The sequence below is a fragment of the Rathayibacter sp. AY1F2 genome (assembly GCF_002930885.1).
Classification (GTDB): Bacteria; Actinomycetota; Actinomycetes; order Actinomycetales; family Microbacteriaceae; genus Rathayibacter.
Genome location: NZ_PSVG01000010.1, coordinates 46914 through 69264, shown reverse-complemented (window position 1 = coordinate 69264; position 22351 = coordinate 46914). Strand labels below are relative to the sequence as shown.

Genomic DNA, 22351 nt, shown 5'->3' with positions numbered 1-22351 from the left:
ACCCTCAGGCTACTGCCTCCGACCGGGGCCCGCGGGGCGCCCGAGGCGCGCCGTAGACTGGCGCCCATGTCAGCGCAGCCCGTGAAACGCGTTCGAACCCGCCACTTCCAGAACGCGAAGGACTCCGGTGTCCGCATCACCGGGCTGACCAGCTACGACCAGCTGACGGCGAAGATCTTCGACGACGCCGGGATCGACTTCCTCCTCGTGGGCGACTCCGCCGGCAACACGGTGCTCGGCTACGACACCACTCTGCCCGTCACCGTCGACGAGCTCATCCCGCTGGCGCGTGCCGTCGCCGGAGCCGTCGAGCGCGCCTTCGTCGTCGCCGACATGCCCTTCGGCTCCTACGAGTCGGGTGCCGACGACGCGCTGCACACGGCGTTCCGCTTCATGAAGGAGACGCACGCGCACGCGGTGAAGCTCGAGGGCGGAGTCCGCTCCGCCGAGCAGATCCGGCGCATCGTCGAGGCGGGCATCCCCGTGATGGCGCACATCGGCTTCACGCCGCAGAGCGAGCACGGGCTCGGCGGTCACATGGTCCAGGGGCGCGGCGAGGGCATCGAGCAGCTGCTCGCCGACGCGCGCGCCGTCCAGGAGGCAGGGGCGTTCGCCGTCGTCCTCGAGATGGTGCCCGCGGACGCGGCACGTCAGGTGACGGAGGAGCTGCGCATCCCGACGATCGGAGTCGGAGCGGGACCGCACGTCGACGGACAGCTGCTCGTGTGGACGGATTTCGCCGGATTCACCACCGGCCGCATCCCCCGCTTCGTGAAGCAGTACGCGGATCTGCGCGGCGTGCTCACCGGAGCGGTCACCGCGTACCGGGACGAAGTGGAGTCCGGCGCCTACCCCGGCGCCGAGCACAGCTACGAGTAGCCGCGGTCAGCGGTCCTCGGCGGCGTCCTCCTCGGCCCACTTGCGGCTGTTCTCGTGCAGCCGCTCGAGGGCGTGCTCCGCCTCCTCGCGAGAGGAGAAGGGTCCCACCCGGTCGACGGAGGGGGACACGAATCCCTGCTCCACCGTGCCGGCCTTGAGGTTGTACCACCAGGAGTTCGCGTCGCCGTCAGCCATGCCGCGATCCTACGCCGCAGCCCGCGTCGGTCCGCACCCCCGCCCTTCGCTAGCATGGCCGCTATGACTGCTGCGGCGACCGCCATCGGAATCGACATCGGGGGAACGGGCATCAAGGGGGCCTCGGTGGACCTGGCCGCGGGCACTCTGCTCAGCGACCGGATGAAGCTCGCCACTCCCCCGGGCGGCACGCCGAAGGACATCGTCGCCACCGTCCAGCAGATCCTCGAGAAGATCCCGGACCTGCCCTCGGACACCCCGGTCGGCATCTGCTTCCCCGCCGTCGTCGTCCACGGACGGACGATGTCGGCGGCGAACGTGTCGGACGAGTGGATCGGCCTCGAGGCCGAGAAGCTGTTCGAGGACGCGATCGGCCGGAACATCTTCTTCGTGAACGACGCCGATGCGGCGGGCTACGCCGAGTCGCGCTTCGGAGCGGCGAAGGACAAGGAGGGCCTGGTCATCATGACCACCCTCGGCACCGGCATCGGGACGGCGCAGATCCACGACGGGATCCTCATCCCCAACGCTGAGCTCGGCCACCTCGAGATCCACGGCGGCGACTACGAGAAGAAGGCCTCGTTCGCCGCCAAGGAGCGCGACGACCTCGACTACAAGCACTGGGCGAAGCGCCTGCAGCGCTACTACTCCCACCTCGAGGCGCTGCTCTGGCCCGATCTCTTCATCGTCGGCGGCGGCATCTCCAAGCACCACGACGAGTTCCTCCCGCTGCTCGACCTGCGCACCCCGATCATCCCGGCGGCGCTCCGCAACAACGCCGGCATCCTCGGCGCGGCCGCGCTCGCAGGACGGGGCTGAGTCTTTTTCCTCGGCGGTCCCCGCCCGCCGAGGCGCGGTCGGCCTCGGGAGGTGACGCGTTCCGGGGAGCGGGGTGCGGACGGCTACTACGAAACGCTGGCACGCGTTTCGCCGGTTCGCCTGGTGCGTGGCGCCATGGCGGACGGACGTGATCAGACTTTCAGGGTTCAGCGGTCGCGGTGAGCCAGGACGGGGGCGGGGGCACCTGGTCCTCGGCGGTCGATCCGCAGCGGCGTCTCAGGACCGTCCTCCGGGACCGTCGCCTGCCGGACGCCGTGCTGCACCGCTTCGTCCGCAGGAGGCAGCGCGAGAGATGGACTGCGCCAGTCTTGACGAGTAGCCGCGCAAGGGTGTGTCGAGACCCCGGAACCGCCACGGCAGGCCGTCGCGCTGCCTGCGGGCGGGAGCGCGAGCTCGGCGACCGGCGGAGACGCGAGATGCCCCGCCGGGGCGGGGCATCTCGTGGCGAAGGGGTCGGCTGATACGCCGGGTTCTGTTCACGCCGCGCCTCTCGGCGGGCGCTGGACGGCCATCTCTCTCGGAGCCACGTCGCCGTGACCCTCCAGCGGTCTACCCGAGGACCCGACGAGCAGCCGCATCGTCCTCTGTCTGACCTTGCTCCGGGCGAGGTTTACCGAGCGGACCGGATCACTCCGGCCCCTGGTGGTCTCTTACACCACCGTTTCACCCTTACCGCCGGCCGGAGCCGACGGCGGTCTGTTCTCTGTGGCACTGTCTCGCGGGTCGCCCCGGGTGGGTGTTGCCCACCGCCCTGCTCTGCGGAGCCCGGACGTTCCTCGGCACCACGGCTCTCGCCGCGGTGACGCGACCGTCTTGCCGGCCCGTTCGCCCGTCCAGTGTACGGCTCAGGCGAGCGTGGACTCCTCGCCGCGCACCAGGATGCAGCCGCTGTCGGGGCAGAGGACGACCTCGTCCGGAGCGGAGGCGCGGATCCAGGAGAGGTCCGACTCGGTGAGGGCCACGCCGCTCCCCTCCGACACCTTCCCGCGGAGGAGGGCCGCGCCGACTCCGTAGCGGGCGCGCTGCTTCTCGTACAGCTCGACCAGGTCCTCCGGAAGGGTCGTCACCAGGTCGGCGCGGTCCCGGGCGAGCGCCTCCTGCTTGTCGCGGAGCTTCTCGGCCTGCGCGTCGCGCTCCTCGGCGAGGGTCCCGAGCGAGGCGACGACCTCGTCGCGCTCGGCCTGAGCCGCGGCGACCTCGGACTCGATGCCCTCGATCCGCTCCATCAGGGTCAGCTCGATGTCCTCGAGGTCTCCCCGTCGCTTCACGAGGGAGGTGATCTCGCTCTCGAGCGCGGCGATGTCCTTGGCCGCGGATGCGGTCTGCAGGCGGTCGCGATCGCGGGTGAGCCGCTTCTCGACCACGCTGACGTCGGACTCGATGCGCCCGAGCTCGGTGCGCACGTCCTCGAGGCGCCCTGTGCGCTCGGCGAGGGAGCGGCGGGTCTCGTTGTCGCGGGCCTGCATCGCCTGGATCCGCGCGATCTGCGGGAGCGTCGCGAGGGCGTGGCGCAGCTGCGCGCCCCTCGTGTCCAGACTCGCCAGAGTCAGGAGTTCGCGCTGGTGTGCGGGGCTGGCTTTCACGTGGCGGTCCTCGTTCCCGGCGCGCAGTACGGGCGCGCCGCGTCCATTCTCCCGTGCCCGCGGCGGGTCAGTGCACGATCGCGAAATCCCACGGGTCGGTGCGGGTCTCGCTCACCTCGACGGTGACCGTGGGCAGGGCGTCCCGCAGCGCGGTCGCGGCGACGTCGAGCCACAGCCACTCGCTCGCCCAGTGCGAGACGTCGATGAGGGCGGGGCCGGTGCCGTGCAGGGCCTTCTCGCGCGCCTCGGAGGCCGGGTGGTGCCGGAGGTCGGCGGTGATGAAGACGTCGCTCGTGCGGACGGCGGGGGCGTCCAGGAGGGAGTCCCCCGCTCCCCCGCAGAGCGACACGCGGCGCACGGGTGTCTCGTAGGCGCCCGCGACCCGCACTCCCCCCGCGGTGGCCGGCAGGAGCTCGGCCACGGCTCCGGCCAGGCGTCCGAGCGTCACCTCCTCGGGCAGATCGCCCACCCGGCCGAGCCCGACCGACGGGTCGGCGCCCGGGACGATCGGAGTCGTGCCGGTCAGGCCGAGGCGGGTCGCGATCACGTCCGAGACGCCGTCCGCGACGATGTCGGCGTTCGTGTGGGCCGAGATCAGTGCGCAGCCGCCCCGGACGAGGTCCGCGAGCAGGCGGCCCTTGTAGCCGTCCTCGGCGATCGAGGTGACGCCGCGCAGCAGCAGCGGGTGGTGCGCGACCAGGAGCTGGTATCCGCCGTCGACGGCCTCCGCGACGGTGTCGGAGACCACGTCGACCGTGAGCAGGATCCGCTCCACCGCGGCGTCGGGGTCGCCGGTGACCAGGCCGGGCGCGTCCCAGCTCTCGGCGGCCGCCTCGGGCCAGAGACGGTCGATGACGGCGTGGACGTCGCGCAGTGAGGGCATGCGTCCAGGGTAGGGCCGCTCAGGGCGGGTGGTCGGTCTCCACGGCGCGGATCCCGGCGTCGGCCGCCGCGTCCAAGTCGGCTCGCGGGTGGTCGTCCGACTCCAGCAGGAGGAGGGTGATGCCGCCGTACCGCTCGATCTCGATCAGGCCCGCGACTCCGGAGGCGGCGAGCACGTGGCCGCCGATCCCGCCGGTGGTGTCGACGACGTGCGTTTGCAGGCCGGCGACGCTGATCCCCTGGAACGGCTGCGGGCCGACGAAGCCCAGCAGCGTGCCCTCGACGCCGGTCAGCCGGACCTCGTGCTGGTCGCGCATCGCGTCCGCCAGGCGGCGGTAGGGCTCCGCCTGCGCGATCGGCCGGCGCAGGGTCGGCGTCTCCACCGCGCGCGCAGGCGGACGCCGACGAAGACGTCCGGACAGGGCACGAGCGAGCGCACCGCGGCCGGTCCGCCGAGCGGCGCGATCGGGAGCCGTCGCGGCGCACGGTCGGTGGTCCGTGCTTGCCTGGGGACCATGAACGAGTACCTCCCCTGGGCCGTCGCGGCCGCCCTGCTCCTGGCCCTTCTCATCACGGTCGTCGCCGGCCGCCGACGGCGCACTGCGGCGAGAGCGGCGGCGGAGCAGGCCGCGGAGGAGGCCTCGGAGGAGCACCAGCGCACGATCGCCGAGCGCGACCGGAGCCACGAGGCGGCGCTCAAGGCATTGACGCGCGCGCGACGCCGAGCGCGACCTCAGTCGGACCGAGCTCGAGACGGCGCAGGAGGAGGTCGAGCAGACCCGTGACGCGCTCGCCAGGACCTGGAGCAGCGAGGCCGTCTCGCACACCCTGATCCGGGAGGCGTGCGCCTCGGCGGGGCTGTCCGGCGTCCTCGCCACGAACGTCGTCTTCGTACCGGTCGAGGCGCGCACGACGCGCCGCTTCCTCGCGCAGATCGACCATCTGCTGCTCACCCGGCACGGCGCGCTCATCATCGAGGCCAAGTACTGGCAGGGGGTCGTCTTCGACGGCGTGCGACCCGGTACCGTCCACCCCTCCTACGGCGTCCTCCTCGACGAGGACGCCCTGCCCGAGGCCTTCGCGGTTCAGATCGCACCGGGGACGGTGTCGCGGTGGACGGTGCGCACGCATGTCGAGCAGCACGTCCCCGCCCGGCAGGTCCGGATCCAGGCCGCGAGACTCAAGGAGCACCTGGCCCTGAACGGTCTGCCCACGCCGTGGTTCGAGACGGCCGTGCTCTACAGCCACCCCGACGTCAGGACGTACGCGCCCGGATGGCAGGGCACGGGAGCGGCACGGACGAGGATCCTGACGGGAGTCGACGAGCTGACGGACGCTCTGGCCGATCTCGCACGGCGCCCGGGCACCACGATCGGGGAGGACGCCTGGGGCGAGCTCTCCGGATTCCTCGCCGGATGCGGCGGCCACGTGGAGCCGGTCGGGCCGACCCGTGCGTGACCAGCAGGGGGACCCGGTGGCCGGACGGGCACGGTCCTGGCTGGCCTGACCGGCCTGAGCCGGACAGGACGGCGCCGGACCCTGTAGCGCCGTGAACGACGAAGGTCCGCACTCCCGGAGGAGTGCGGACCTGTTCGGTGGATCCGAGGGGATTCGAACCCCTGACCCCCTGCATGCCATGCAGGTGCGCTACCAGCTGCGCCACGGACCCGTGTTGTGTTCTGTCTTGCTTCGTACTGTCTTTCGCTGTCTCCGCCCGGCGGAAGCAACTCGAATAAACTACAACACGATTCGCGTGAAGTGAAATCGAGCGCTGTCGCCGGGCGTGTTCGTCAGTTCGAGGACGTCGACGAGTCGACGGCGACGGGCTGCTCGAGGGTGAACGGCACCGTCGGGCAGTCCTTCCAGAGGCGCTCGAGCGAGTAGTACATGCGGTCCTCCTCGTGGAAGACGTGCACGACGAGGTCGCCGAAGTCGAGGAGGATCCAGCGGCCCTCCGCACGGCCCTCGCGGCGCAGCAGCTTGGCGCCGGAGTCGTTCAGGCGGTCCTCCACCTCGTTCGCGATCGCGACCACGTTGCGCTCGGAGCGGCCGGTGGCGAGGAGGAAGATGTCGACCAGCGGCAGCGGCCCCGAGACGTCGAGGGCGACGAGGTCCTCACCGCCCTTGGAGTCGGCGGCGGTGGCCGCGAGCTGGAGCAGGGCGCGGGCGGAATCGGTCGCAGTCATGAAGCCTTCAGTGTCGGTGGTGGAGATCAGAAGATGTTGAGCACGAAGCCGCCGATGAACAGCGCGATCGCGCCGACCAGCAGGACGGCCGCGGTGATCGCGAGGACCACCGGGACGCTCACGCCGGCGCGCTTCTGCGGCGCGATCATCGAGGTGCCGGCGGCGTGGGTGGAGACGGCGCTGGACGCCCGGACCGGCTCGGACTCGCCGACGGGCTGCTCGCGGTCGATGCGGTCGACGTAGCGGTCCACATCGGGCGAGTCGTAGAGGTTCGGGTGCTGGCCCGTGGAGCCGAGGCTGCGCGGGAGGTCGAACGAGCCGGTGACGAGGATCTCCCCCGTGTCCGTGCCGACTGTCGCGCCGGGGCCCGTGGTCGGCAGGATCAGCGCGTTGGTGGTGGTGACGGCACCGGTGGCGGCGACTCCGCTCGCGATGAGGGAGTCGAACGAGGCGTCCACCTCCTCCTTCGACTTGCTGTCGAGTTCCTCGGTGATGGCGAGGTGCTCGATCGGCGGCTCGAAGCTCCCGGTGATCTCGGTGGCCTTCTCGTCGGCGATGTCGAGGGATCCGCCCACCGACGCGAAGAGCGCGGTGTTCAGGTGCGGCTGCTCGGGCTGCTCGCCGGCCGTCGGCTGCTCGTCGTCCGCGTCCCGCTCGTCGGAGGCGTCCGCGGACGGCGTCTCGTCGTCGGAGGAGGAGCTCTCGATCTCGGCCTCGTGCACCTCGGCCGCGTCGGCGTCCGCGGTCGCATCGGTGGCGGACTCGTCCGCCTCCTCCTCGGACGCCTCGGGGGCGTCCTCGGTGACGACGTCCTCGTCGCCCTCCGGCTCCTGCTCCGCTGCGCCCTCGGGCACCGGCTCCGCATCACGGGACTCGTCGGCCGCCTCGATCACGGGGACCGACCCGGTCGGCGGGAGCGCCGAGGCGCGCTCGAGGGCGCCCTCGACGTAGTCGGAGCGCTCGTCGTCGGACCGCTCCTCGTCGGCGGGCGGCTCCGCCTCCGGTGCGGCGGCGACCTTCTCCGCCTGCTGCTGCGCCAGCAGTGCGCGCAGCTCCCGACGGGTCAGCTGGCGGCCCGTGGCGTTCTCGGTGGCGACGATCTCCATCGAGGAGGTGCGCAGGTCGGGCTCGCTCGCGGGGCTCGGCTCGACGGGGGTGATCCGCAGGGCCTGGGTGGGGGTCAGCACCGGCATGTCGCCGGCGGTGGTGGCGGTCGCGGTGGCAGCTCGGCGGGACGTCGTCGGAACGGCGGCGGTCGTGGCCGCACCGGCCTCGCGCCTCTCGCGCTCGCGGATCTCGCGCCGGGTGAGCGGCTTCTCCTCGGGCTGAACTGTCATGACGTGCTCCGATACAGGTGGTGCTTCGAGATGTACTGGACGACACCGTCGGGAACCAGGTACCAGACCGGATGACCCCGGTTGACGCGGCTCCGACAGTCGGTCGAGGAGATCGCCAGTGCCGGAATCTCCAACAAGGATACGTCCTGGGCCGGCAATCCCGAAACGTTGAGGACGTGCCCCGGCCGGCTGACGGCGACGAAGTGGGCCAGCTCCCACAGCTCGTCGTAGTCCTTCCAGCTCAGGATCTGAGCGACCGCGTCCGCGCCGGTGATGAAGAACAGCTCGGCGTCGGGGTGCGCGGCGTGGATGTCGCGCAGGGTGTCGATCGTGTAGGTCGTGCCGATGCGGTCCACGTCGACTCGGCTGACGGTGAAGCGCGGGTTCGACGCCGTCGCGATCACCGTCATCAGGTACCGGTGCTCGGCGGAGGTCACCGTCTTCTTGTGCCACGGCTGGCCGGTGGGCACGAAGACGACCTCGTCCAGGTCGAACGACTGGGCCACCTCGGAGGCGGCGACCAGGTGACCGTGGTGGATCGGGTCGAAGGTGCCGCCCATCACGCCGATGCGCGGACGCCGCGGGCCTCCGCTCGCGGCGGACGTCACGATCGCTGGGCTCCCCGCCTAGTGTCCGTGACCGTGCTGGTCGTGGGAGCCGGCACCGGTCTTGTGCGAGTGGCGGTTCGCCACGTCCCGGTAGCTCCAAGTGACGAAGCCGAGCGCCGTGAAGGCGACGGCGGCGATCAGGCCGAAGACGATCGGGGGGAACGGCAGCTCCGTGTGGGCCGCTGCTTCGGCGAGGACGGTCGTCGCGAGGGACATGCAGTGCTCCTTGGAGGTCGTGGTCGCCCCGGCGGGGCTCCGACGAGTCTACCCGGACGCCGCTCGACGCCGGATCGCCGGTCCGGGCGCTAGGCGCGGACCTGTCCCGCGCCGCGCAGCAGCCACTTCGTGCTGGTCAGCTCGGGAAGGCCCATGGGGCCCCGAGCGTGCAGCTTCTGCGTCGAGATGCCGACCTCGGCGCCGAACCCGAACTCCCCGCCGTCGGTGAAGCGGGTGGAGGCGTTGACCATCACGACCGCGGAGTCGACCTCGGCGAGGAAGCGCTCGGCGCTTCGGAGGTCGTTCGTCACGATCGACTCGGTGTGGTGGGTGGAGTACCGGTCGATGTGGGCCATCGCGGCGTCGAGGTCGTCGACGATCGCGACGGCGACGTCGAGCGAGTAGTACTCCGCGGACCAGTCCTCGTCGGTGGCGGGCACCGCGTCGGGCCAGAGCGCCGCGACGCGCTCGTCGCCGTGCACGGTCACTCCCGCTTCCGCGAGCCGGCCGAGCACGGGCGGGAGGAGGCGCTCGGCGGCGTCGCGGTGGACGAGGAGGGTCTCGAGGGCGTTGCAGGTGCTCGGACGCTGCACCTTGGCGTTGTGGACGATGTCCACGGCCCACTGCTCGTCGGCACTGGCGTCGAGGAAGACGTGGACGACTCCGGCGCCCGTCTCGATCACGGGGACCGTCGACTCCGTCACGACCGACTCGATGAGGCCGGCGCTCCCCCGCGGCACCAGGACGTCGACGTAGCCGCGCGCTCGCATGAGGGCCTTCGCGCCCTCGCGGCCGTGGTCGTCGACCGTCTGCACCAGCTCGGCGGGCAGGCCGACGGAGGCGACGGCCTCCTGCAGCAGCTCCACCAGGACGCGGTTCGTGTTCTCCGCGGCCGTGCCTCCACGCAGGATCACGGCGTTCCCGCTCTTGAGGGCGAGCGCCGCGATGTCGATGGTGACGTTCGGGCGCGCCTCGTAGATCGCTCCGACGACGCCGAACGGGACCCGCACCTGGGTGAGGGAGGCGCCGTTGGGCAGGTTCGATCCCCGCACCGTCTGCCCGACCGGATCGGTGAGCCCGACGACCGCGACGACGGCGTCGGCGAGGGACCCCAGGCGCGCCGCATCGAGGCGGAGGCGGTCCTGCAGGCCCGCGCTCATCCCGCTCTCGCGACCCCGCTGGAGGTCGAGCTCGTTCGCCGGGACGACGCGCGCGGCGCTCGAGCGCACCGCGTCGGCGATGGCGAGCAGAGCCCGGTTCTTGAGGTCGGTGGTCGCACTGCGGAGGGAGCGCGACGCGGCACGGGAAGCGGCGAACCGCTCGGTCAGCGCACTGCTGTCGGGGGTCGTCTGCGGCATCCGGCCAGTGTAGAGGCAGACGACCCCGGCGGCGGGAGTCAGCTCTCCTCGCCGGCCTCCGTGCCGTCGCCCTCGTCGGCGACGCGCCAGACGCCGCCCTGGCGCTCGCGCTCGAGCTCCGCGCGGGCCTCGGCCTTGGCGTCCATCCGCTCGAAGTAGTCCTCGCGACGCTCGTTGCGGGTCTTGCGCCGGTTGTCCTCGAGGCGGAGGTCCGTTCCGCGGGGCGCGGTGATGAGCTCGGCCGTCGAGGTGAGGGTCGGCTCCCAGTCGAAGACGACGCCGTCGCCGGGGCCGATGACGACGGTGGAGCCGGCGACCGCTCCAGCCGAGAACAGGCCGTTCTCGACTCCGAGCTTGGCCAGGCGGTCGGCGAGGAAGCCGACGGCCTCGTCGTTCGTGAAGTCGGTCTGCGCGACCCAGCGCACGGGCTTGGTGCCCAGGACCCGGTACACGTTGCCGTACGAGCCGCCCTCGACCCGGATCTCGAAGTCCTTCTCGTCCACGGCGCGGGGGCGGATGGCGATGCGCTCGACCCGCGGCACGGCGGCGAGCTCGAGGCGGTGCTTCTCGACGATCTCGGCGAGGGCGAACGTCAGCTGGCGGAGTCCCGAGTGGCTGACCGTCGAGATCTCGAACACGCGGTAGCCGCGGCCCTCGAGGTCGGCCCGGACGAAGTCGGCCAGTTCCTGGGCCTCGGGCACGTCGACCTTGTTGAGCGCGATCAGCTGCGGCCGCTCGATCAGCGGCACCTGTCCGTCGCCGACGGGGTACGCCGCCAGCTCCCCGAGGATGATGTCGAGGTCGGTCAGCGGGTCGCGGCCGGGCTCGAGCGTGGCGCAGTCGAGCACGTGGACGAGGGCGGTGCAGCGCTCGACGTGGCGGAGGAACTCCAGACCCAGGCCCTTGCCCTCGCTCGCGCCCTCGATGAGACCGGGCACGTCGGCGACGGTGAAGCGCGATTCCCCCGCCTGCACGACGCCGAGGTTGGGCGCGAGGGTCGTGAACGGGTAGTCCGCGATCTTCGGCTTGGCCGCCGAGATCGCCGCGACGAGGCTCGACTTGCCCGCCGAGGGGAATCCGACGAGCGCGACGTCCGCGACGGTCTTCAGCTCGAGGACGACGTCGCCCTCCCAGCCCGGCGTGCCGAGCAGCGCGAAGCCGGGCGCCTTGCGCTTCGTGGTGGCGAGCGAGGCGTTGCCGAGCCCGCCCTGCCCGCCCGGAGCGATGACGAACCGGAGGCCGGGCTCGTCCATGTCGATCAGCTGGTCGCCGTCCGGCGACTTGACGACCGTGCCGACCGGGACGGGGAGCTCCATGAGCTCGCCGTTCCCGCCCGCGCGGTGGTCGCCCATGCCGGGACCGCCGTTCTCGGAGCTGCGGTGCGGGTGGCGGTGGTAGGCGAGCAGCGTCGTCGTCTGCGGGTCGGCGACGAGGACGATGTCGCCCCCGTGCCCGCCGTTGCCGCCGTCGGGGCCGGCGAGCGGCTTGAACTTCTCGCGACGGACGGAGACGCAGCCGTTGCCGCCGTGGCCGGCACGCAGATGCAGCGTGACGTTGTCGACGAAGGTGACCATGGTGTGAATCCGTCCGTGAGTGCGTGCGGCGCCGGGATGCCGGCACCGGGGGGCTGTGCCCCGGTAAACGCGCAAGGGGCGAGCCGAAGCCCGCCCCTTGCGTCCTGTGCCTGTGCGGCCGAGGAGGTCGACCCTACTGGGCGGCCGCCACGATGTTGACGACCTTGCGGCCGCCCTTGCTGCCGAACTCGACAGCGCCCGCCGAGAGGGCGAACAGGGTGTCGTCGCCACCGCGTCCGACGTTCGCGCCGGGGTGGAAGTGGGTGCCGCGCTGGCGGACGATGATCTCGCCCGCGTTCACGACCTGGCCGCCGAAGCGCTTGACGCCGAGACGCTGCGCGTTCGAGTCGCGACCGTTGCGAGTGGAGCTCGCGCCCTTCTTGTGTGCCATTTCTCATCTCCTCGAGACCGGGGGGCCGCAGCCCCGTGCTGTTGCCCTGCAGGGCGATGGCTCGCTCCGCAGGTCAGCTCAATTCCTTTGCAGGACTACTTGATGCCAGTGACCTTGACGCGCGTGAGGTCCTGACGGTGCCCCTGGCGCTTCTTGTAACCGGTCTTGTTCTTGAACTTCTGGATGATGATCTTCGGACCACGGAGGTCCTCGAGCACCTCGGCGGTGACGGTGACGCCCGCGAGGGTCGCCGCGTCCGAGGTGATCGACTCACCGTCGACGAGCAGCACGGCAGGAAGCTGCACGGTGCCGTTCTCGTCGGCCTTGACGCGGTCCATCGTCACGATGGTGCCGACCTCGACCTTCTCCTGCCGACCGCCGGCGCGCACAACTGCGTAAACCACTTCTCGTACCTGTTTCTCGTCTGGACGGAGCGGAGGCCTCGTCCGGGGCTTGTAGGGACGGGGCTGAGCCCCGGTCTTCCGGTTCGTACCCGTCTCCTCACGACACGAGGGAACCGGCACCGCGGCCCGCGCCCCGTGAGGGGCGGAGCGACAACGGAAATCTGCGTGAGCACATGGATCGCGCCACACCAACGGTCAAGAGTACGGGATCCGCGCTCCACGGTCAAACGCACACGACTGCGAAGCCGTGTCCACCCGACCGGCGACCCCGTCACGATAGTCGAGGAGGAGGCACGTGGACGGACGGCGCGCCGCCTACGATCGGGGAATGGCCATCCTCGTCGACGCCGCGCGCTGGCCGGCGCACGGCCGGCTGTGGGCGCACCTCGTGAGCGACGTCTCGCTCGAGGAGCTCCACGACTTCGCGCGCCGTCTCGGCGTGCCCGAGCGCGGCTTCGACCTGGACCACTACGACGTGTCCGACGAGCGGATCGACGAGCTCGTCGCCGCGGGCGCGGTCCCCGTCGGCGCGCGGGAGCTGGTCGAGCGGCTGAGGCGGAGCGGGCTCCGCGTCCGCGGGCGCGACCGGGACGCCGAGAGGGCCCGGCGCCGGCTCTCGCCGGGCACCGGGCCCTCCTGACACCGGGTCGCGCTACTGGTCGGCGCGGCGCGGGGTCTGCTCGGGGATGACCGCGACTCCGGTGAGCGCGGCCGTCGTGACGCGCCGGCTCTTCGCACGGCCCTGGCCGGGCTGCTTCGGGGCCGGCAGAGCGTCGAGCACGGAGTCGAGCAGGTGCTCGGCGACCTCGCTGCGGACGCGGCGCGGAGGCGTAACCGGCGCGATCGGGATGTCGAGGATCGGCGCGGCAGCGGCCGGCTCGATCTCCTTCTCGACCGGGGTCTCGACGGGAGCCGGCTCGACGGGAGCCGGCTCGACGGTCGCCGTCTCGGCGGCCTCCTGGCGCGGCTCGCGGTCGCGGCTGCGACGACGGCGCTCGCCCCGGGCGGGACGCTCGCCGCGACGGCTCGGCGCGGACGGCTGCTCCTCGGGTGCCGTGGCGGACTCCTCCGGCGCCATGGCCTCGACGGTCTCGGCGGCGTCCTCGACCAGCGCGGCCGCCTCCTCCGCCGCCTGGCGCACGGCCTGGGGGTGGATGGTGCTGGCGGCGATCTGCGCGAGCGCGTTCTTCGCGTCGTCCGTGATGGCGTGGGTGCTGACCGGCTTGGTCGCCGGCGCGCCCTGCCCGTTCTGCCCGCCGTTCGAGCGCCCGGAGGCGGCGGGCTGCTGCTCGCCGCCCTTGCCCCGGCGGCGCTGCTCCTGCTGCGGAGCGGCGGTCGACCGGTGCTTGAGCACGGGGTCGTGGTGGACGATGACGCCGCGTCCGGCGCAGATCTCGCAGTTCTCGCTGAAGGTCTCGAGCAGTCCCAGGCCCAGCTTCTTGCGGGTCATCTGCACGAGGCCGAGCGAGGTGACCTCGGCGACCTGGTGCTTCGTCCGGTCGCGGCTCAGGCACTCGACCAGGCGGCGGAGCACGAGGTCGCGGTTGGACTCGAGCACCATGTCGATGAAGTCGACGACGATGATGCCGCCGATGTCGCGCAGGCGCAGCTGGCGGACGATCTCCTCGGCCGCCTCCAGGTTGTTCTTCGTGACCGTCTCCTCGAGGTTCCCGCCCGAGCCGACGAACTTGCCGGTGTTGACGTCGACCACCGTCATCGCCTCGGTGCGGTCGATCACGAGCGAGCCGCCGCTGGGCAGCCACACCTTGCGCTCCAGCGCCTTCTCGATCTGCTCCGTGATGCGGAACTCGTCGAACGCGTCCTTCTCACCCGTGTAGACCTCGACGCGCTCGAGCAGATCGGGTGCGACCTGACTGAGGTAGAGCTCGATGGTCTCGCGGGCGTCGTCGCCGGCGATGACCATCTTCTCGAAGTCCTCGTTGAAGACGTCGCGGACGATCTTGATCAGCAGGTCCGGCTCGCTGTGCAGGAGAGCGGGAGCCTGCCCGGTCGCGGCCTTCGCGCTGAGAGCCGTCCACTGCGCGGTCAGGCGCTCGACGTCGACGGTCAGCTGCTCCTCCGTGGCGCCCTCGGCCGCGGTCCGGACGATGACGCCCACGTTCTCGGGCAGCACCTCCTTGAGGATCTTCTTCAGGCGGGCGCGCTCGGTGTCCGGGAGCTTCCGCGAGATGCCGTTCATCGAGCCGTTGGGCACGTAGACGAGGTAGCGGCCGGGGAGCGAGATCTGGCTCGTGAGACGGGCGCCCTTGTGGCCGACGGGGTCCTTCGTGACCTGGACGAGGACCCGGTCGCCGGGCTTGAGCGCGAGCTCGATCCGGCGGGGGCCGCCGGCGTTGTTCGCGGCGTCCCAGTCGACCTCGCCGGAGTAGAGCACGGCGTTGCGCCCGCGTCCGATGTCGACGAAGGCGGCCTCCATGCTCGGGAGGACGTTCTGCACGCGGCCGAGGTAGACGTTGCCGATGAGCGACGCCTCCTGCGAGCGGGCGACGTAGTGCTCGGCGAGGACGCCGTCCTCGAGCACGCCGATGCGGATGCTGTCCTCCTTCGAGCGGACGACCATGACGCGGTCGACGGCCTCCCGGCGGGCGAGGAACTCGGACTCGGTGACGACCGTGCGGCGCCGGCCGGCGTCGCGGCCGTCGCGGCGGCGCTGCTTCTTGGCCTCGAGGCGGGTCGAGCCCTTGATGCGCTGCGGCTCGGTGATGAGCTCGGGCTCGCGGGCCTCGCGCTGCTCGCGCGGCTGGCGGACCCGGACGACGGTGTTCTCGGGGTCGTCGGAGCCGGACCTCTCGCTCTCGCCGCTGCGGCGGCGCGAGCGGCGGCGGACGGAGCCCTGCTCCTCGGCCGGGCTCTCGCGCTCGTCCTGGACGCCCAGCGGCGCACCGCGGGGAGGCAGCGGAGCCAGCTCGACGTAGTCGGGCAGGACCGGCGCCTGGAACAGCAGCGACGGGCTCGGCAGTGCGGGCCGTCGCGGCTCCTCCTGGTCGGCGCCCGGGGTCTGCGGGAGGGCGTTGAAGAACACCGCGCCCGTCGACGTCGACGGCTCGGCCGCCTCCGCGGCGCTCCCGGTCTCGGGCAGCTCGGTGCCCTCGGCTCCGGTCTGGTCGGTCTCAATGCTGTCGATGATCGTCTCCCCTGTCGCTGGCGCGCTCGACTCGGTCCGCCGGCTCGCCCGGCGGCCACCGAAGAGGCGGCTGATCTTCCTGGCCCCGCTGCGGGGCCCGTCGCGGTCCGGATCGGATCCGCTCGTACTGTTGTCTTCCACCATTCCTGGTGCACTCCTCGGCCGGGTCGTCCGCCGCGTCGTCTTCCCGGATGCTTCTCTCGTGCGAGGGGCCTCGGCCCGCCGCGAATCCTTCCGCTCCCCCGGTCCCGTCGCGCTCGTGGCGCGGGACTCCGGTTGCAGCTGCACTCTCGGAACTGACTATCCGACACGCGCTCCTCCGCGGTGCGACCTGCGGTCGACTCCCGGCGGAGCGGAGATCCGGCGCGTCCATTCGCGGAACGCTGTCGATCTCCTGTGGCCCGGTGCTCGCCCGGTAAACCTTCTTCGCGTCGATGCGGGGTCCCCCGGACCGACGGCTCCGATTATCGCACGCATTCCCAGAGGCGCCGATCCGGCGCGTGCCATAATCCCCCGGTGTCCAGCGATCCCGGGGTGCGCGACGCCCCCATGCAGCAGCGCCCCGTCCTCTTCGCCGTCCTGCTGATCGTCCTCGGCGTGATCGGCTGGACCGCCGCCTTCGCCCTCACGAACGACAAGTTCGCCGCTCTCGAGAACCCCGATGCGGGCCTCGGCTGCGACTTCAGCCTGCTCGTGCAGTGCAGTGCGAACCTGAACTCGGCGCAGGGCGCGGTCTTCGGCTTCCCGAACCCCCTCATCGGCCTGGCGGCCTGGATCGCGCCGATCGTGGTGGGGCTGGGCCTGCTCGCGGGCGCCCGGTTCGACCGGTGGTTCTGGGCGGCCTTCAACGTCGGCTTCCTGCTGGCCCTGGTGTTCGTGGGCTGGCTCATCGCGACGAGCGTCTTCGCGCTCGGAACGCTCTGCCCCTGGTGCATGCTCACCTGGGCCGTCGTCATCCCGGGCTTCTGGCTGGTGACGCTCCGCAACCTCCGTGAGGGCGTGTTCCCCGTCCGCGCCGGGGTGCGCCGCTTCGCCGGTGCCGCCTACGGCTGGGTCCCGTTCATCACGCTGCTCTGCTACCTGCTGATCGCGGTGATCGCGCAGGTGAGGCTGAACGTGCTCGCCTACCTCTGACGGACGTCGTCAGAGGCAGGCGGCCGAGCGGCTCAGGCGAACCAGAGGCCGAGCTCGCGCGCGGCCGACTCCTCGGAGTCGGACCCGTGCACGAGGTTCTGCTGGACCTTGAGGCCCCAGTCGCGGCCGAGGTCGCCGCGGATGGTGCCGGGAGCGGCCGTGGTCGGGTCGGTGGTGCCGGCGAGGGCGCGGAAGCCCTCGATCACGCGGTCGCCCGCGATGCGCAGGGCGATGATCGGGCCGCTCTCCATGAACTCGACGAGCGGCTCGTAGAAGGGCTTGCCCTCGTGCTCGGCGTAGTGGGCGGCGAGCAGCTCGCGGTCGGCCTCGACGAGCTTCACGTCGACGAGGGAGTAGCCCTTCGCCTCGATGCGGCGGAGGATCTCGCCGGTGAGGTTGCGGGCGACGCCGTCGGGCTTGACGAGGACGAGGGTCTCCTGGGTGGCCATGGTTCAGCGGTCTCCTTCGGTGGGGTCGGTGGGCTCCGCCGCCCGGCGCGTCTGAGCGTCGAGGCGGGTGCCGGTCACCATGCAGTACGTCCACAGCGCCACGAAGGCGGCGCCGATCACGTACATGATCGGGACCAGCAGGCCCGAGGCCACGATAACGAACTGGAGCACCCAGCCGATGCGGAAGCCGACCGGCCGGTTCAGCAGGCCCAGAGTGGCGACGAGCGCGAGGCAGACCACCGCTCCCCCGACCAGCACGACCACGGGGTCGGCCGCCTTCAGCCCGAAGGCCACCAGGGTGGCGAGGAAGACGATGACCGCCTCGAAGCCGAGCACGATCGAGCCGAGGCTCTCCCGGACGGTCCGCGAGCGCCGCGGGCGTCCGGCCCTCACGCGCCCAGCCAGTTCTCGTCGCGGGCCGCGGTGATCGTGCGGCCGACGAGGGTGATCGAGCCCGTGACCAGCAGAGCGCCCTTGTCGGTGCGCGCCGCGAGGACGCGGCCGGCCGTGAGAGCACCCAGCGGGTCGTCGGCGACGCGGACCGCCTCCTCCGGGAACACGGTGCGGGCGAGCGCGGCGAGCTCCTCGGCGGGCATCGCCCGATCGCTCGGCGCCGTGGTCACGATCAGCTCGTCCACCACGGGGCGGAGCTCCCGGAGGATCCCCTCGGCGTCCTTCTCGGCCAGCACGCCGAGGACGGCCGTCACGCGGTCGAAGTCGAAGTAGCGGCCGAGAGCGGCGGCGAGGGACGCGGCCCCGTGCGGGTTGTGCGCCGCGTCGACGACGGTGCGCGGAGCGAGTCCGACGAGCTGCAGGCGGCCCGGGGAGGTCGCGGCGGCGAAGCCCTCGTCGAGGACGTCGCCGGTGAGCTCCTGCGTCCCGCCTCCCAGGAACGTCTCGACCGCGGCGACGGCCACGGCGGCGTTCTCGGCCTGGTGGTCGCCGAAGAACGGCAGCAGCAGCTGCTCGTACGTGGTGACGAGTCCCCGGACGGTGACGACCTGGCCGCCGACGGCGACGGTCGTCGACCCGACGTCGAACTCCGCCCCCTCGACGACGATCGTCGACTCGGTGGCCTCGGCCGCGTGCCGCAGCACCGCCTCCGCCTCCGGGACCTGCCTCGCGGAGACCACCGAGGCGAGCGGCTTGACGATGCCCGACTTGGTGCGCGCGATCTCCTCGATCGTCGAGCCGAGGCGGTCGGTGTGGTCGAGGGCGATCGGCGTGAAGACGGCGACCTGCGCGTCGGCGACGTTCGTCGAGTCCCACTCGCCGCCCATCCCCACCTCGACGACGGCCACATCGACCGGCGCGTCGGCGAAGGCCGAGTAGGCCAGGACGGTGATCGCCTCGAAGAAGGACAGCGGCGCCTCGCCCTGCTCGGCCAGCTCGGCGTCGGTCATCCGCAGGTACGGCTCGACGTCCTGCCAGTTGTCGGCGAGGCTCCGGTCCGAGATCGGCTCTCCGTCGATGACGATGCGCTCGTTGAAGCGCTCGAGGTGCGGACTGGTGAACAGGCCCACCCGCAGCCCGTGGGCGCGCAGCAGGCTCTCGATCATCCGGCTGGTCGAGGTCTTGCCGTTGGTTCCGGCGATCTGGATCACCGGGTAGGCGCGCTGCGGGTCGCCGAGGATCTCGACGGCGCGCCGGGTCGGAGCGAGGCGCGGGCGGACGCTCGCCTCGCCCAGGCGCTCCAGCAGCGCGGCGTAGACGGCGTCGGCGGCCGCGCGGTCGGCGTCGTCCGGCTCGAACGGATCAGACATCGGCGGCCTCGACCTTCTCGACGCGGATGATGGCGGTGCCCGCGGGGCCGAAGGCGATCGCGCCCTCGCCGCCCTCGAGAGCCGTGGTGAGCGGAGTGAACGCGCATCCGGTCGCGAGGGTCTCCTCCGCGATCCAGAGCGCGTGCGGCTCGAGCGCCTGCAGGCTCGGCTCGTCGAGCACGACCTCCAGGACGATCCGGTCGCTGACCTCGAACCCGGCCGCCTTGCGGGCGTCCTGCACCGCGCGGATGAGGTCGCGGGCGAGCCCCTCCGCTTCGAGCTCGGGGGTGGTCGCCGTGTCGAGGAGCACGAAGCCCCCGCGCGGGAGCAGGGCGATGGCGCGGTCGTCGCCGGCCGAGCCGCCGACCTCGAGCGTGAGCTCGTACTCGCCCTCGACCAGCTCGACGCCGCCGGCGGTGACGACGCCGTCCGTCTCGCTCCAGTCGCCGGCCTTGGCGGCCCTGATCACGGTCTGCACGCCCTTGCCGAGCCGGGGCCCGGCGGCGCGCGCGTTGACCGCGAGACGGGAGGTGACGCCGTAGTCGGCGGCGCTGGAGTCGACCAACGGCACCAGCGACACCTCCTTCACGTTCAGCTCGTCGCGGAGGATCGCCTCGAACGGCGCGAGCTCGGCGGCGTCGGCGACCACCACGGTCAGGCGCGCGAGCGGCAGGCGGACGCGGAGCCCGGCCTGCTTGCGGAGGGAGAGCGCGGTGGACGAGATGCCGCGGACCGCGTCCATCGCATGCACGAGCGCCGGGTCGGCGGGGAACTCGTCCGCCTCCGGCCAGTCGGTGAGGTGGACGCTGCGGCCGCCGGTCAGGCCCTGCCAGATCTGCTCCGTGATGAGAGGCAGGAGCGGGGCGGCGACGCGGCACACGGTCTCGAGGACCGTGTAGAGCGTGTCGAACGCCTCCGATCCGCGGCCGTCCTCGTCGACGCCCTGCCAGAAGCGGTCGCGGGAGCGGCGCACGTACCAGTTCGTGAGCACGTCGCTGAAGTCGCGGAGCGCGGCGGCCGCGAGCGTGGAGTCCAGCGCCTCGAGCCGGCCGGTCACGGTCTCGACCAGATCGCGGGTCTTGGCCAGCAGGTAGCGGTCGAGGACGTCCTCGGAGCCGGTGCGCCTGGTCGCCTCGTAGCCGCCGCCCGCCGAGGCGTTGGCGTAGAGGGAGAAGAAGTACCAGGTGCTCCACAGCGGCAGCAGCACCTGGCGGACGCCCTCGCGGATGCCCTCCTCCGTCACGACGAGGTTGCCGCCCCGGAGGACCGGGCTCGACATCAGGAACCAGCGCATGGCGTCGGAGCCGTCGCGGTCGAAGACCTCGGCCACGTCCGGGTAGTTGCGCAGCGACTTGGACATCTTCTGCCCGTCGTTGCCCAGCACGATGCCGTGGCTGACCACGTTGCGGAACGCCCGGCGGTCGAAGAGCGCGGTGGAGAGCACGTGCAGCGTGTAGAACCAGCCGCGCGTCTGCCCGATGTACTCGACGATGAAGTCCGCCGGGTTGTGGGTGTCGAACCAGTCCGCGTTCTCGAACGGGTAGTGCACCTGGGCGAAGGGCATCGATCCGGAGTCGAACCAGACGTCGAGGACGTCGCTGATCCGGCGCATCGTCGAGCGCCCGGTCGGGTCGTCGGGGTTCGGGCGGGTCAGCTCGTCGATGAACGGCCGGTGCAGGTCGTCCGGGCGCACGCCGAAGTCGCGCTCCAGCTCGTCCAGCGAGCCGTAGACGTCGATCCGCGGGTACTCCGGGTCGTCGCTCTTCCACACCGGGATCGGCGAGCCGAAGTAGCGGTTGCGGCTGATGGACCAGTCGCGCGCGCCCGAGAGCCACTTGCCGAACTGGCCGTCCTTGACGTTCTCGGGGACCCAGGTGATCTCCTGGTTGAGCTCCTCCATGCGGTCGCGGATCGCGGTGACGCGGACGAACCAGCTCGAGACCGCCTTGTAGATCAGCGGATTGCGGCAGCGCCAGCAGTGCGGGTACGAGTGCTCGTAGCTCGCCTGGCGGAGCAGCCGGTGGCCCGCGCGCAGGAGCTGCGTGAGGGGCTTGTTCGCGTCGAAGACCTGGAGGCCGGCGACCTCGCTGATCTGCGGCAGGAAGCGGCCGCCGTCGTCGACCGAGATGATGACGGGGATGCCCGCCGCCTCGCAGACCTTCTGGTCGTCCTCACCGTAGGCGGGCGCCTGGTGCACGATGCCGGTGCCCTCGCTGGTGGTCACGTAGTCGGCGACGAGGATGCGCCACGCGTTCTGCGTGCCCCAGGCCTCGGTGTCCGCGTAGTGGTCCCAGAGGCGGTCGTAGCTGATCCCCTCGAGCTCGGAGCCCCGGTGGGCGCGCGAGACGGCGGCCAGGGCCGACTCCGCGTCCGGATAGCCGAGGTCCTTCGCGTAGGCGCCGACCTGGTCGATGGCGAGCAGGTACTCGGCCGAGAGCTCGCGCTCCTCGGGCTCGCCCCTGCCGTCGGCCGCGCCGTTCGGGCCGGCGGGGACGACCGCGTACTCGATGTCGGGCCCGACGGCGAGCGCGAGGTTCGTCGGCAGCGTCCACGGCGTCGTCGTCCACGCGAGAGCGCGGACCGCCGTCAGCTGGAGCGCCTCCGCCGTCTCGCCGACCAGCGGGAAGGTGACGGTGACCGTCTGGTCCTGGCGCATCTTGTAGACGTCGTCGTCCATCCGCAGCTCGTGGTTCGAGAGCGGCGTCTGGTCGCGCCAGCAGTACGGCAGCACGCGGTGGCCCTCGTAGGCGAGGCCCTTGTCGTAGAGCTGCTTGAACGCCCAGATCACCGACTCCATGAAGGTGGGGTCGAGCGTCTTGTAGTCGTCGTCGAAGTCGACCCAGCGCGCCTGGCGGGTGACGTAGTCCTGCCACTCCCCGGTGTAGCGCAGCACCGACTCCTTCGCGGCGGCGTTGAAGGCCGCGACGCCCATCTCCTCGATCTGGGACTTGTCGGTGATGCCGAGCTGCCGCTCCGCCTCGAGCTCGGCGGGCAGGCCGTGGGTGTCCCAGCCGAAGCGGCGGTGCACCTGCCGTCCGCGCATGGTCTCGAAGCGGGGGAAGACGTCCTTGGCGTAGCCGGTGAGGAGGTGCCCGTAGTGCGGCAGGCCGTTGGCGAAGGGCGGGCCGTCGTAGAAGACCCACTCCGGCGCTCCCTCGCGCTGCCGGATCGACTCCTGGAAGGTGTCGTCCGCCTTCCAGTACGCGAGCACGCGCTCCTCGATCTCGGGGAAGCGCGGCGACGGGGACACGCCCCGGCCGAACGCGGAGCCCTCGGCGGGCTCGGCTCCGTGCGGGGTGGGCGGGGTCAGGGGGTAGGTCACGTGCGGTCTCCTGGCAGTGCTGCTGGTCTGCACGAGGACGGCCCGCCCGGATCTCAGACCCCGGGCCGGGTCGCGGTACCACCTC

General features: G+C 71.8%; 23 protein-coding genes, 1 tRNA gene and 1 other RNA gene. 5 read left to right on the top strand and 20 right to left on the bottom strand.

Annotated elements, in window-relative coordinates:
- The first annotated feature begins 66 nt into the window (after nt 1-66).
- Nucleotides 67-879, top strand: coding sequence for a 3-methyl-2-oxobutanoate hydroxymethyltransferase (panB, locus tag C5C54_RS09835; RefSeq protein ID WP_104288256.1), 813 nt, complete (start codon nt 67-69; stop codon nt 877-879).
- A gap of 6 nt (nt 880-885) precedes the next feature.
- Here panB and C5C54_RS09830 read toward each other — a convergent pair whose 3' ends face one another.
- Nucleotides 886-1074 carry an SPOR domain-containing protein gene (locus tag C5C54_RS09830; RefSeq protein ID WP_104223671.1) on the bottom strand — a complete coding sequence of 63 codons (189 nt, stop codon included), beginning with the start codon at nt 1072-1074 and terminating at the stop codon, nt 886-888.
- Nucleotides 1075-1137: 63 nt separating this feature from the next.
- Here C5C54_RS09830 and ppgK point away from each other — a divergent pair, with 63 nt between their 5' ends.
- A complete protein-coding gene (gene ppgK, locus C5C54_RS09825; RefSeq protein ID WP_104239180.1) occupies nt 1138-1893 on the top strand; it encodes a polyphosphate--glucose phosphotransferase in 756 nt (251 codons plus the stop codon).
- A gap of 466 nt (nt 1894-2359) precedes the next feature.
- Here ppgK and rnpB read toward each other — a convergent pair.
- The 5 genes from rnpB to C5C54_RS18325 all read right to left on the bottom strand — a co-directional run bounded on the left by rnpB (nt 2360) and on the right by C5C54_RS18325 (nt 5411).
- Nucleotides 2360-2738: RNase P RNA component class A (rnpB, locus tag C5C54_RS09820), an RNA gene on the bottom strand.
- A gap of 21 nt (nt 2739-2759) precedes the next feature.
- Entirely contained in the window at nt 2760-3497 is a 738-nt protein-coding gene (locus C5C54_RS09815; RefSeq protein ID WP_104226713.1) for a zinc ribbon domain-containing protein, read from the bottom strand.
- A 67-nt stretch (nt 3498-3564) separates the two neighbouring features.
- Entirely contained in the window at nt 3565-4380 is an 816-nt protein-coding gene (locus C5C54_RS09810) for a Nif3-like dinuclear metal center hexameric protein (RefSeq protein ID WP_104288255.1), read from the bottom strand.
- A gap of 19 nt (nt 4381-4399) precedes the next feature.
- The gene (locus C5C54_RS17945) at nt 4400-4762 is read right to left on the bottom strand and encodes an acetolactate decarboxylase (protein ID WP_181127872.1); all 363 of its coding nucleotides are present in this window, start codon (nt 4760-4762) and stop codon (nt 4400-4402) included.
- Nucleotides 4763-5075: 313 nt separating this feature from the next.
- Nucleotides 5076-5411 carry a hypothetical protein gene (locus C5C54_RS18325; RefSeq protein ID WP_258063285.1) on the bottom strand — a complete coding sequence of 112 codons (336 nt, stop codon included), beginning with the start codon at nt 5409-5411 and terminating at the stop codon, nt 5076-5078.
- Here C5C54_RS18325 and C5C54_RS09800 point away from each other — a divergent pair.
- Nucleotides 5313-5837: a nuclease-related domain-containing protein gene (locus C5C54_RS09800; RefSeq protein WP_258063287.1), complete on the top strand. Its 525-nt coding sequence runs from the start codon at nt 5313-5315 to the stop codon at nt 5835-5837. The two genes, C5C54_RS18325 and C5C54_RS09800, sit on opposite strands and share 99 nt — an antisense overlap.
- Before the next feature lie 138 nt (nt 5838-5975).
- Here the strand turns inward: C5C54_RS09800 and C5C54_RS09795 are convergent.
- The 9 genes from C5C54_RS09795 to rplU form a co-directional block, all read right to left on the bottom strand.
- Nucleotides 5976-6048: transfer RNA gene (locus C5C54_RS09795), tRNA-Ala, on the bottom strand.
- Between the two features lie 121 nt (nt 6049-6169).
- Entirely contained in the window at nt 6170-6565 is a 396-nt protein-coding gene (gene rsfS / locus C5C54_RS09790; protein ID WP_104223676.1) for a ribosome silencing factor, read from the bottom strand.
- Nucleotides 6566-6591: 26 nt separating this feature from the next.
- Entirely contained in the window at nt 6592-7902 is a 1311-nt protein-coding gene (locus tag C5C54_RS09785; protein ID WP_104262802.1) for a hypothetical protein, read from the bottom strand.
- Complete coding sequence (gene nadD / locus C5C54_RS09780) at nt 7899-8510, bottom strand: nicotinate-nucleotide adenylyltransferase (protein ID WP_104223678.1); 612 nt, start codon at nt 8508-8510, stop codon at nt 7899-7901. The genes C5C54_RS09785 and nadD overlap by 4 nt, the downstream gene beginning before the upstream one ends.
- An 18-nt stretch (nt 8511-8528) precedes the next feature.
- Complete coding sequence (locus tag C5C54_RS09775) at nt 8529-8726, bottom strand: hypothetical protein (RefSeq protein WP_104223679.1); 198 nt, start codon at nt 8724-8726, stop codon at nt 8529-8531.
- 89 nt (nt 8727-8815) lie between these two features.
- A complete protein-coding gene (locus C5C54_RS09770) occupies nt 8816-10084 on the bottom strand; it encodes a glutamate-5-semialdehyde dehydrogenase (protein WP_104288252.1) in 1269 nt (422 codons plus the stop codon).
- A 38-nt stretch (nt 10085-10122) separates the two neighbouring features.
- Complete coding sequence (gene obgE / locus C5C54_RS09765; RefSeq protein WP_104288251.1) at nt 10123-11658, bottom strand: GTPase ObgE; 1536 nt, start codon at nt 11656-11658, stop codon at nt 10123-10125.
- Nucleotides 11659-11791: 133 nt separating this feature from the next.
- The gene (rpmA, locus tag C5C54_RS09760) at nt 11792-12049 is read right to left on the bottom strand and encodes a 50S ribosomal protein L27 (protein WP_068209107.1); all 258 of its coding nucleotides are present in this window, start codon (nt 12047-12049) and stop codon (nt 11792-11794) included.
- A gap of 95 nt (nt 12050-12144) precedes the next feature.
- Nucleotides 12145-12453 carry a 50S ribosomal protein L21 gene (gene rplU, locus C5C54_RS09755; protein WP_104223682.1) on the bottom strand — a complete coding sequence of 103 codons (309 nt, stop codon included), beginning with the start codon at nt 12451-12453 and terminating at the stop codon, nt 12145-12147.
- A gap of 328 nt (nt 12454-12781) precedes the next feature.
- Between rplU and C5C54_RS09750 the strand changes: the two genes are divergently transcribed.
- Nucleotides 12782-13093 carry a DUF4031 domain-containing protein gene (locus C5C54_RS09750; RefSeq protein WP_104288250.1) on the top strand — a complete coding sequence of 104 codons (312 nt, stop codon included), beginning with the start codon at nt 12782-12784 and terminating at the stop codon, nt 13091-13093.
- 12 nt (nt 13094-13105) lie between these two features.
- On the opposite strand, the gene C5C54_RS09745 is transcribed toward C5C54_RS09750, so the two are convergent.
- Nucleotides 13106-15742, bottom strand: coding sequence for an Rne/Rng family ribonuclease (locus tag C5C54_RS09745; RefSeq protein WP_104288249.1), 2637 nt, complete (start codon nt 15740-15742; stop codon nt 13106-13108).
- 372 nt (nt 15743-16114) lie between these two features.
- Here C5C54_RS09745 and C5C54_RS09740 point away from each other — a divergent pair, with 372 nt between their 5' ends.
- Complete coding sequence (locus C5C54_RS09740) at nt 16115-16732, top strand: vitamin K epoxide reductase family protein (RefSeq protein ID WP_374953285.1); 618 nt, start codon at nt 16115-16117, stop codon at nt 16730-16732.
- A gap of 32 nt (nt 16733-16764) precedes the next feature.
- Here the strand turns inward: C5C54_RS09740 and ndk are convergent, their stop codons facing one another.
- Genes ndk through ileS form a run of 4 tightly spaced genes read right to left on the bottom strand, consistent with a single transcriptional unit; the run spans nt 16765 to nt 22266 of the window.
- The gene (ndk, locus tag C5C54_RS09735; RefSeq protein WP_104267223.1) at nt 16765-17181 is read right to left on the bottom strand and encodes a nucleoside-diphosphate kinase; all 417 of its coding nucleotides are present in this window, start codon (nt 17179-17181) and stop codon (nt 16765-16767) included.
- 3 nt (nt 17182-17184) lie between these two features.
- Nucleotides 17185-17574: a DUF4233 domain-containing protein gene (locus tag C5C54_RS09730; RefSeq protein ID WP_104262805.1), complete on the bottom strand. Its 390-nt coding sequence runs from the start codon at nt 17572-17574 to the stop codon at nt 17185-17187.
- Entirely contained in the window at nt 17571-18944 is a 1374-nt protein-coding gene (locus tag C5C54_RS09725; protein WP_104288248.1) for a folylpolyglutamate synthase/dihydrofolate synthase family protein, read from the bottom strand. Before C5C54_RS09725 ends, C5C54_RS09730 begins: the two co-directional genes overlap by 4 nt.
- Entirely contained in the window at nt 18937-22266 is a 3330-nt protein-coding gene (ileS, locus tag C5C54_RS09720; protein WP_374953284.1) for an isoleucine--tRNA ligase, read from the bottom strand. Before ileS ends, C5C54_RS09725 begins: the two co-directional genes overlap by 8 nt.
- Nucleotides 22267-22351 lie beyond the last annotated feature (85 nt).

Bases quoted from the DNA above. Each gene is read 5' to 3' on its own strand.
- rpmA (WP_068209107.1), bottom strand. From the start codon at position 12,049: ATGGCACACAAGAAGGGCGCGAGCTCCACTCGCAACGGTCGCGACTCG.
- C5C54_RS09830 (WP_104223671.1), bottom strand. From the start codon at position 1,074: ATGGCTGACGGCGACGCGAACTCCTGGTGGTACAACCTCAAGGCCGGC.
- C5C54_RS09810 (WP_104288255.1), bottom strand. From the start codon at position 4,380: ATGCCCTCACTGCGCGACGTCCACGCCGTCATCGACCGTCTCTGGCCC.
- C5C54_RS09725 (WP_104288248.1), bottom strand. From the start codon at position 18,944: ATGTCTGATCCGTTCGAGCCGGACGACGCCGACCGCGCGGCCGCCGAC.
- C5C54_RS09770 (WP_104288252.1), bottom strand. From the start codon at position 10,084: ATGCCGCAGACGACCCCCGACAGCAGTGCGCTGACCGAGCGGTTCGCC.
- ppgK (WP_104239180.1), top strand. From the start codon at position 1,138: ATGACTGCTGCGGCGACCGCCATCGGAATCGACATCGGGGGAACGGGC.
- ndk (WP_104267223.1), bottom strand. From the start codon at position 17,181: ATGGCCACCCAGGAGACCCTCGTCCTCGTCAAGCCCGACGGCGTCGCC.
- C5C54_RS09745 (WP_104288249.1), bottom strand. From the start codon at position 15,742: ATGGTGGAAGACAACAGTACGAGCGGATCCGATCCGGACCGCGACGGG.
- C5C54_RS09775 (WP_104223679.1), bottom strand. From the start codon at position 8,726: ATGTCCCTCGCGACGACCGTCCTCGCCGAAGCAGCGGCCCACACGGAG.
- obgE (WP_104288251.1), bottom strand. From the start codon at position 11,658: ATGGTCACCTTCGTCGACAACGTCACGCTGCATCTGCGTGCCGGCCAC.
- C5C54_RS09750 (WP_104288250.1), top strand. From the start codon at position 12,782: ATGGCCATCCTCGTCGACGCCGCGCGCTGGCCGGCGCACGGCCGGCTG.
- rsfS (WP_104223676.1), bottom strand. From the start codon at position 6,565: ATGACTGCGACCGATTCCGCCCGCGCCCTGCTCCAGCTCGCGGCCACC.
- panB (WP_104288256.1), top strand. From the start codon at position 67: ATGTCAGCGCAGCCCGTGAAACGCGTTCGAACCCGCCACTTCCAGAAC.
- C5C54_RS09785 (WP_104262802.1), bottom strand. From the start codon at position 7,902: ATGACAGTTCAGCCCGAGGAGAAGCCGCTCACCCGGCGCGAGATCCGC.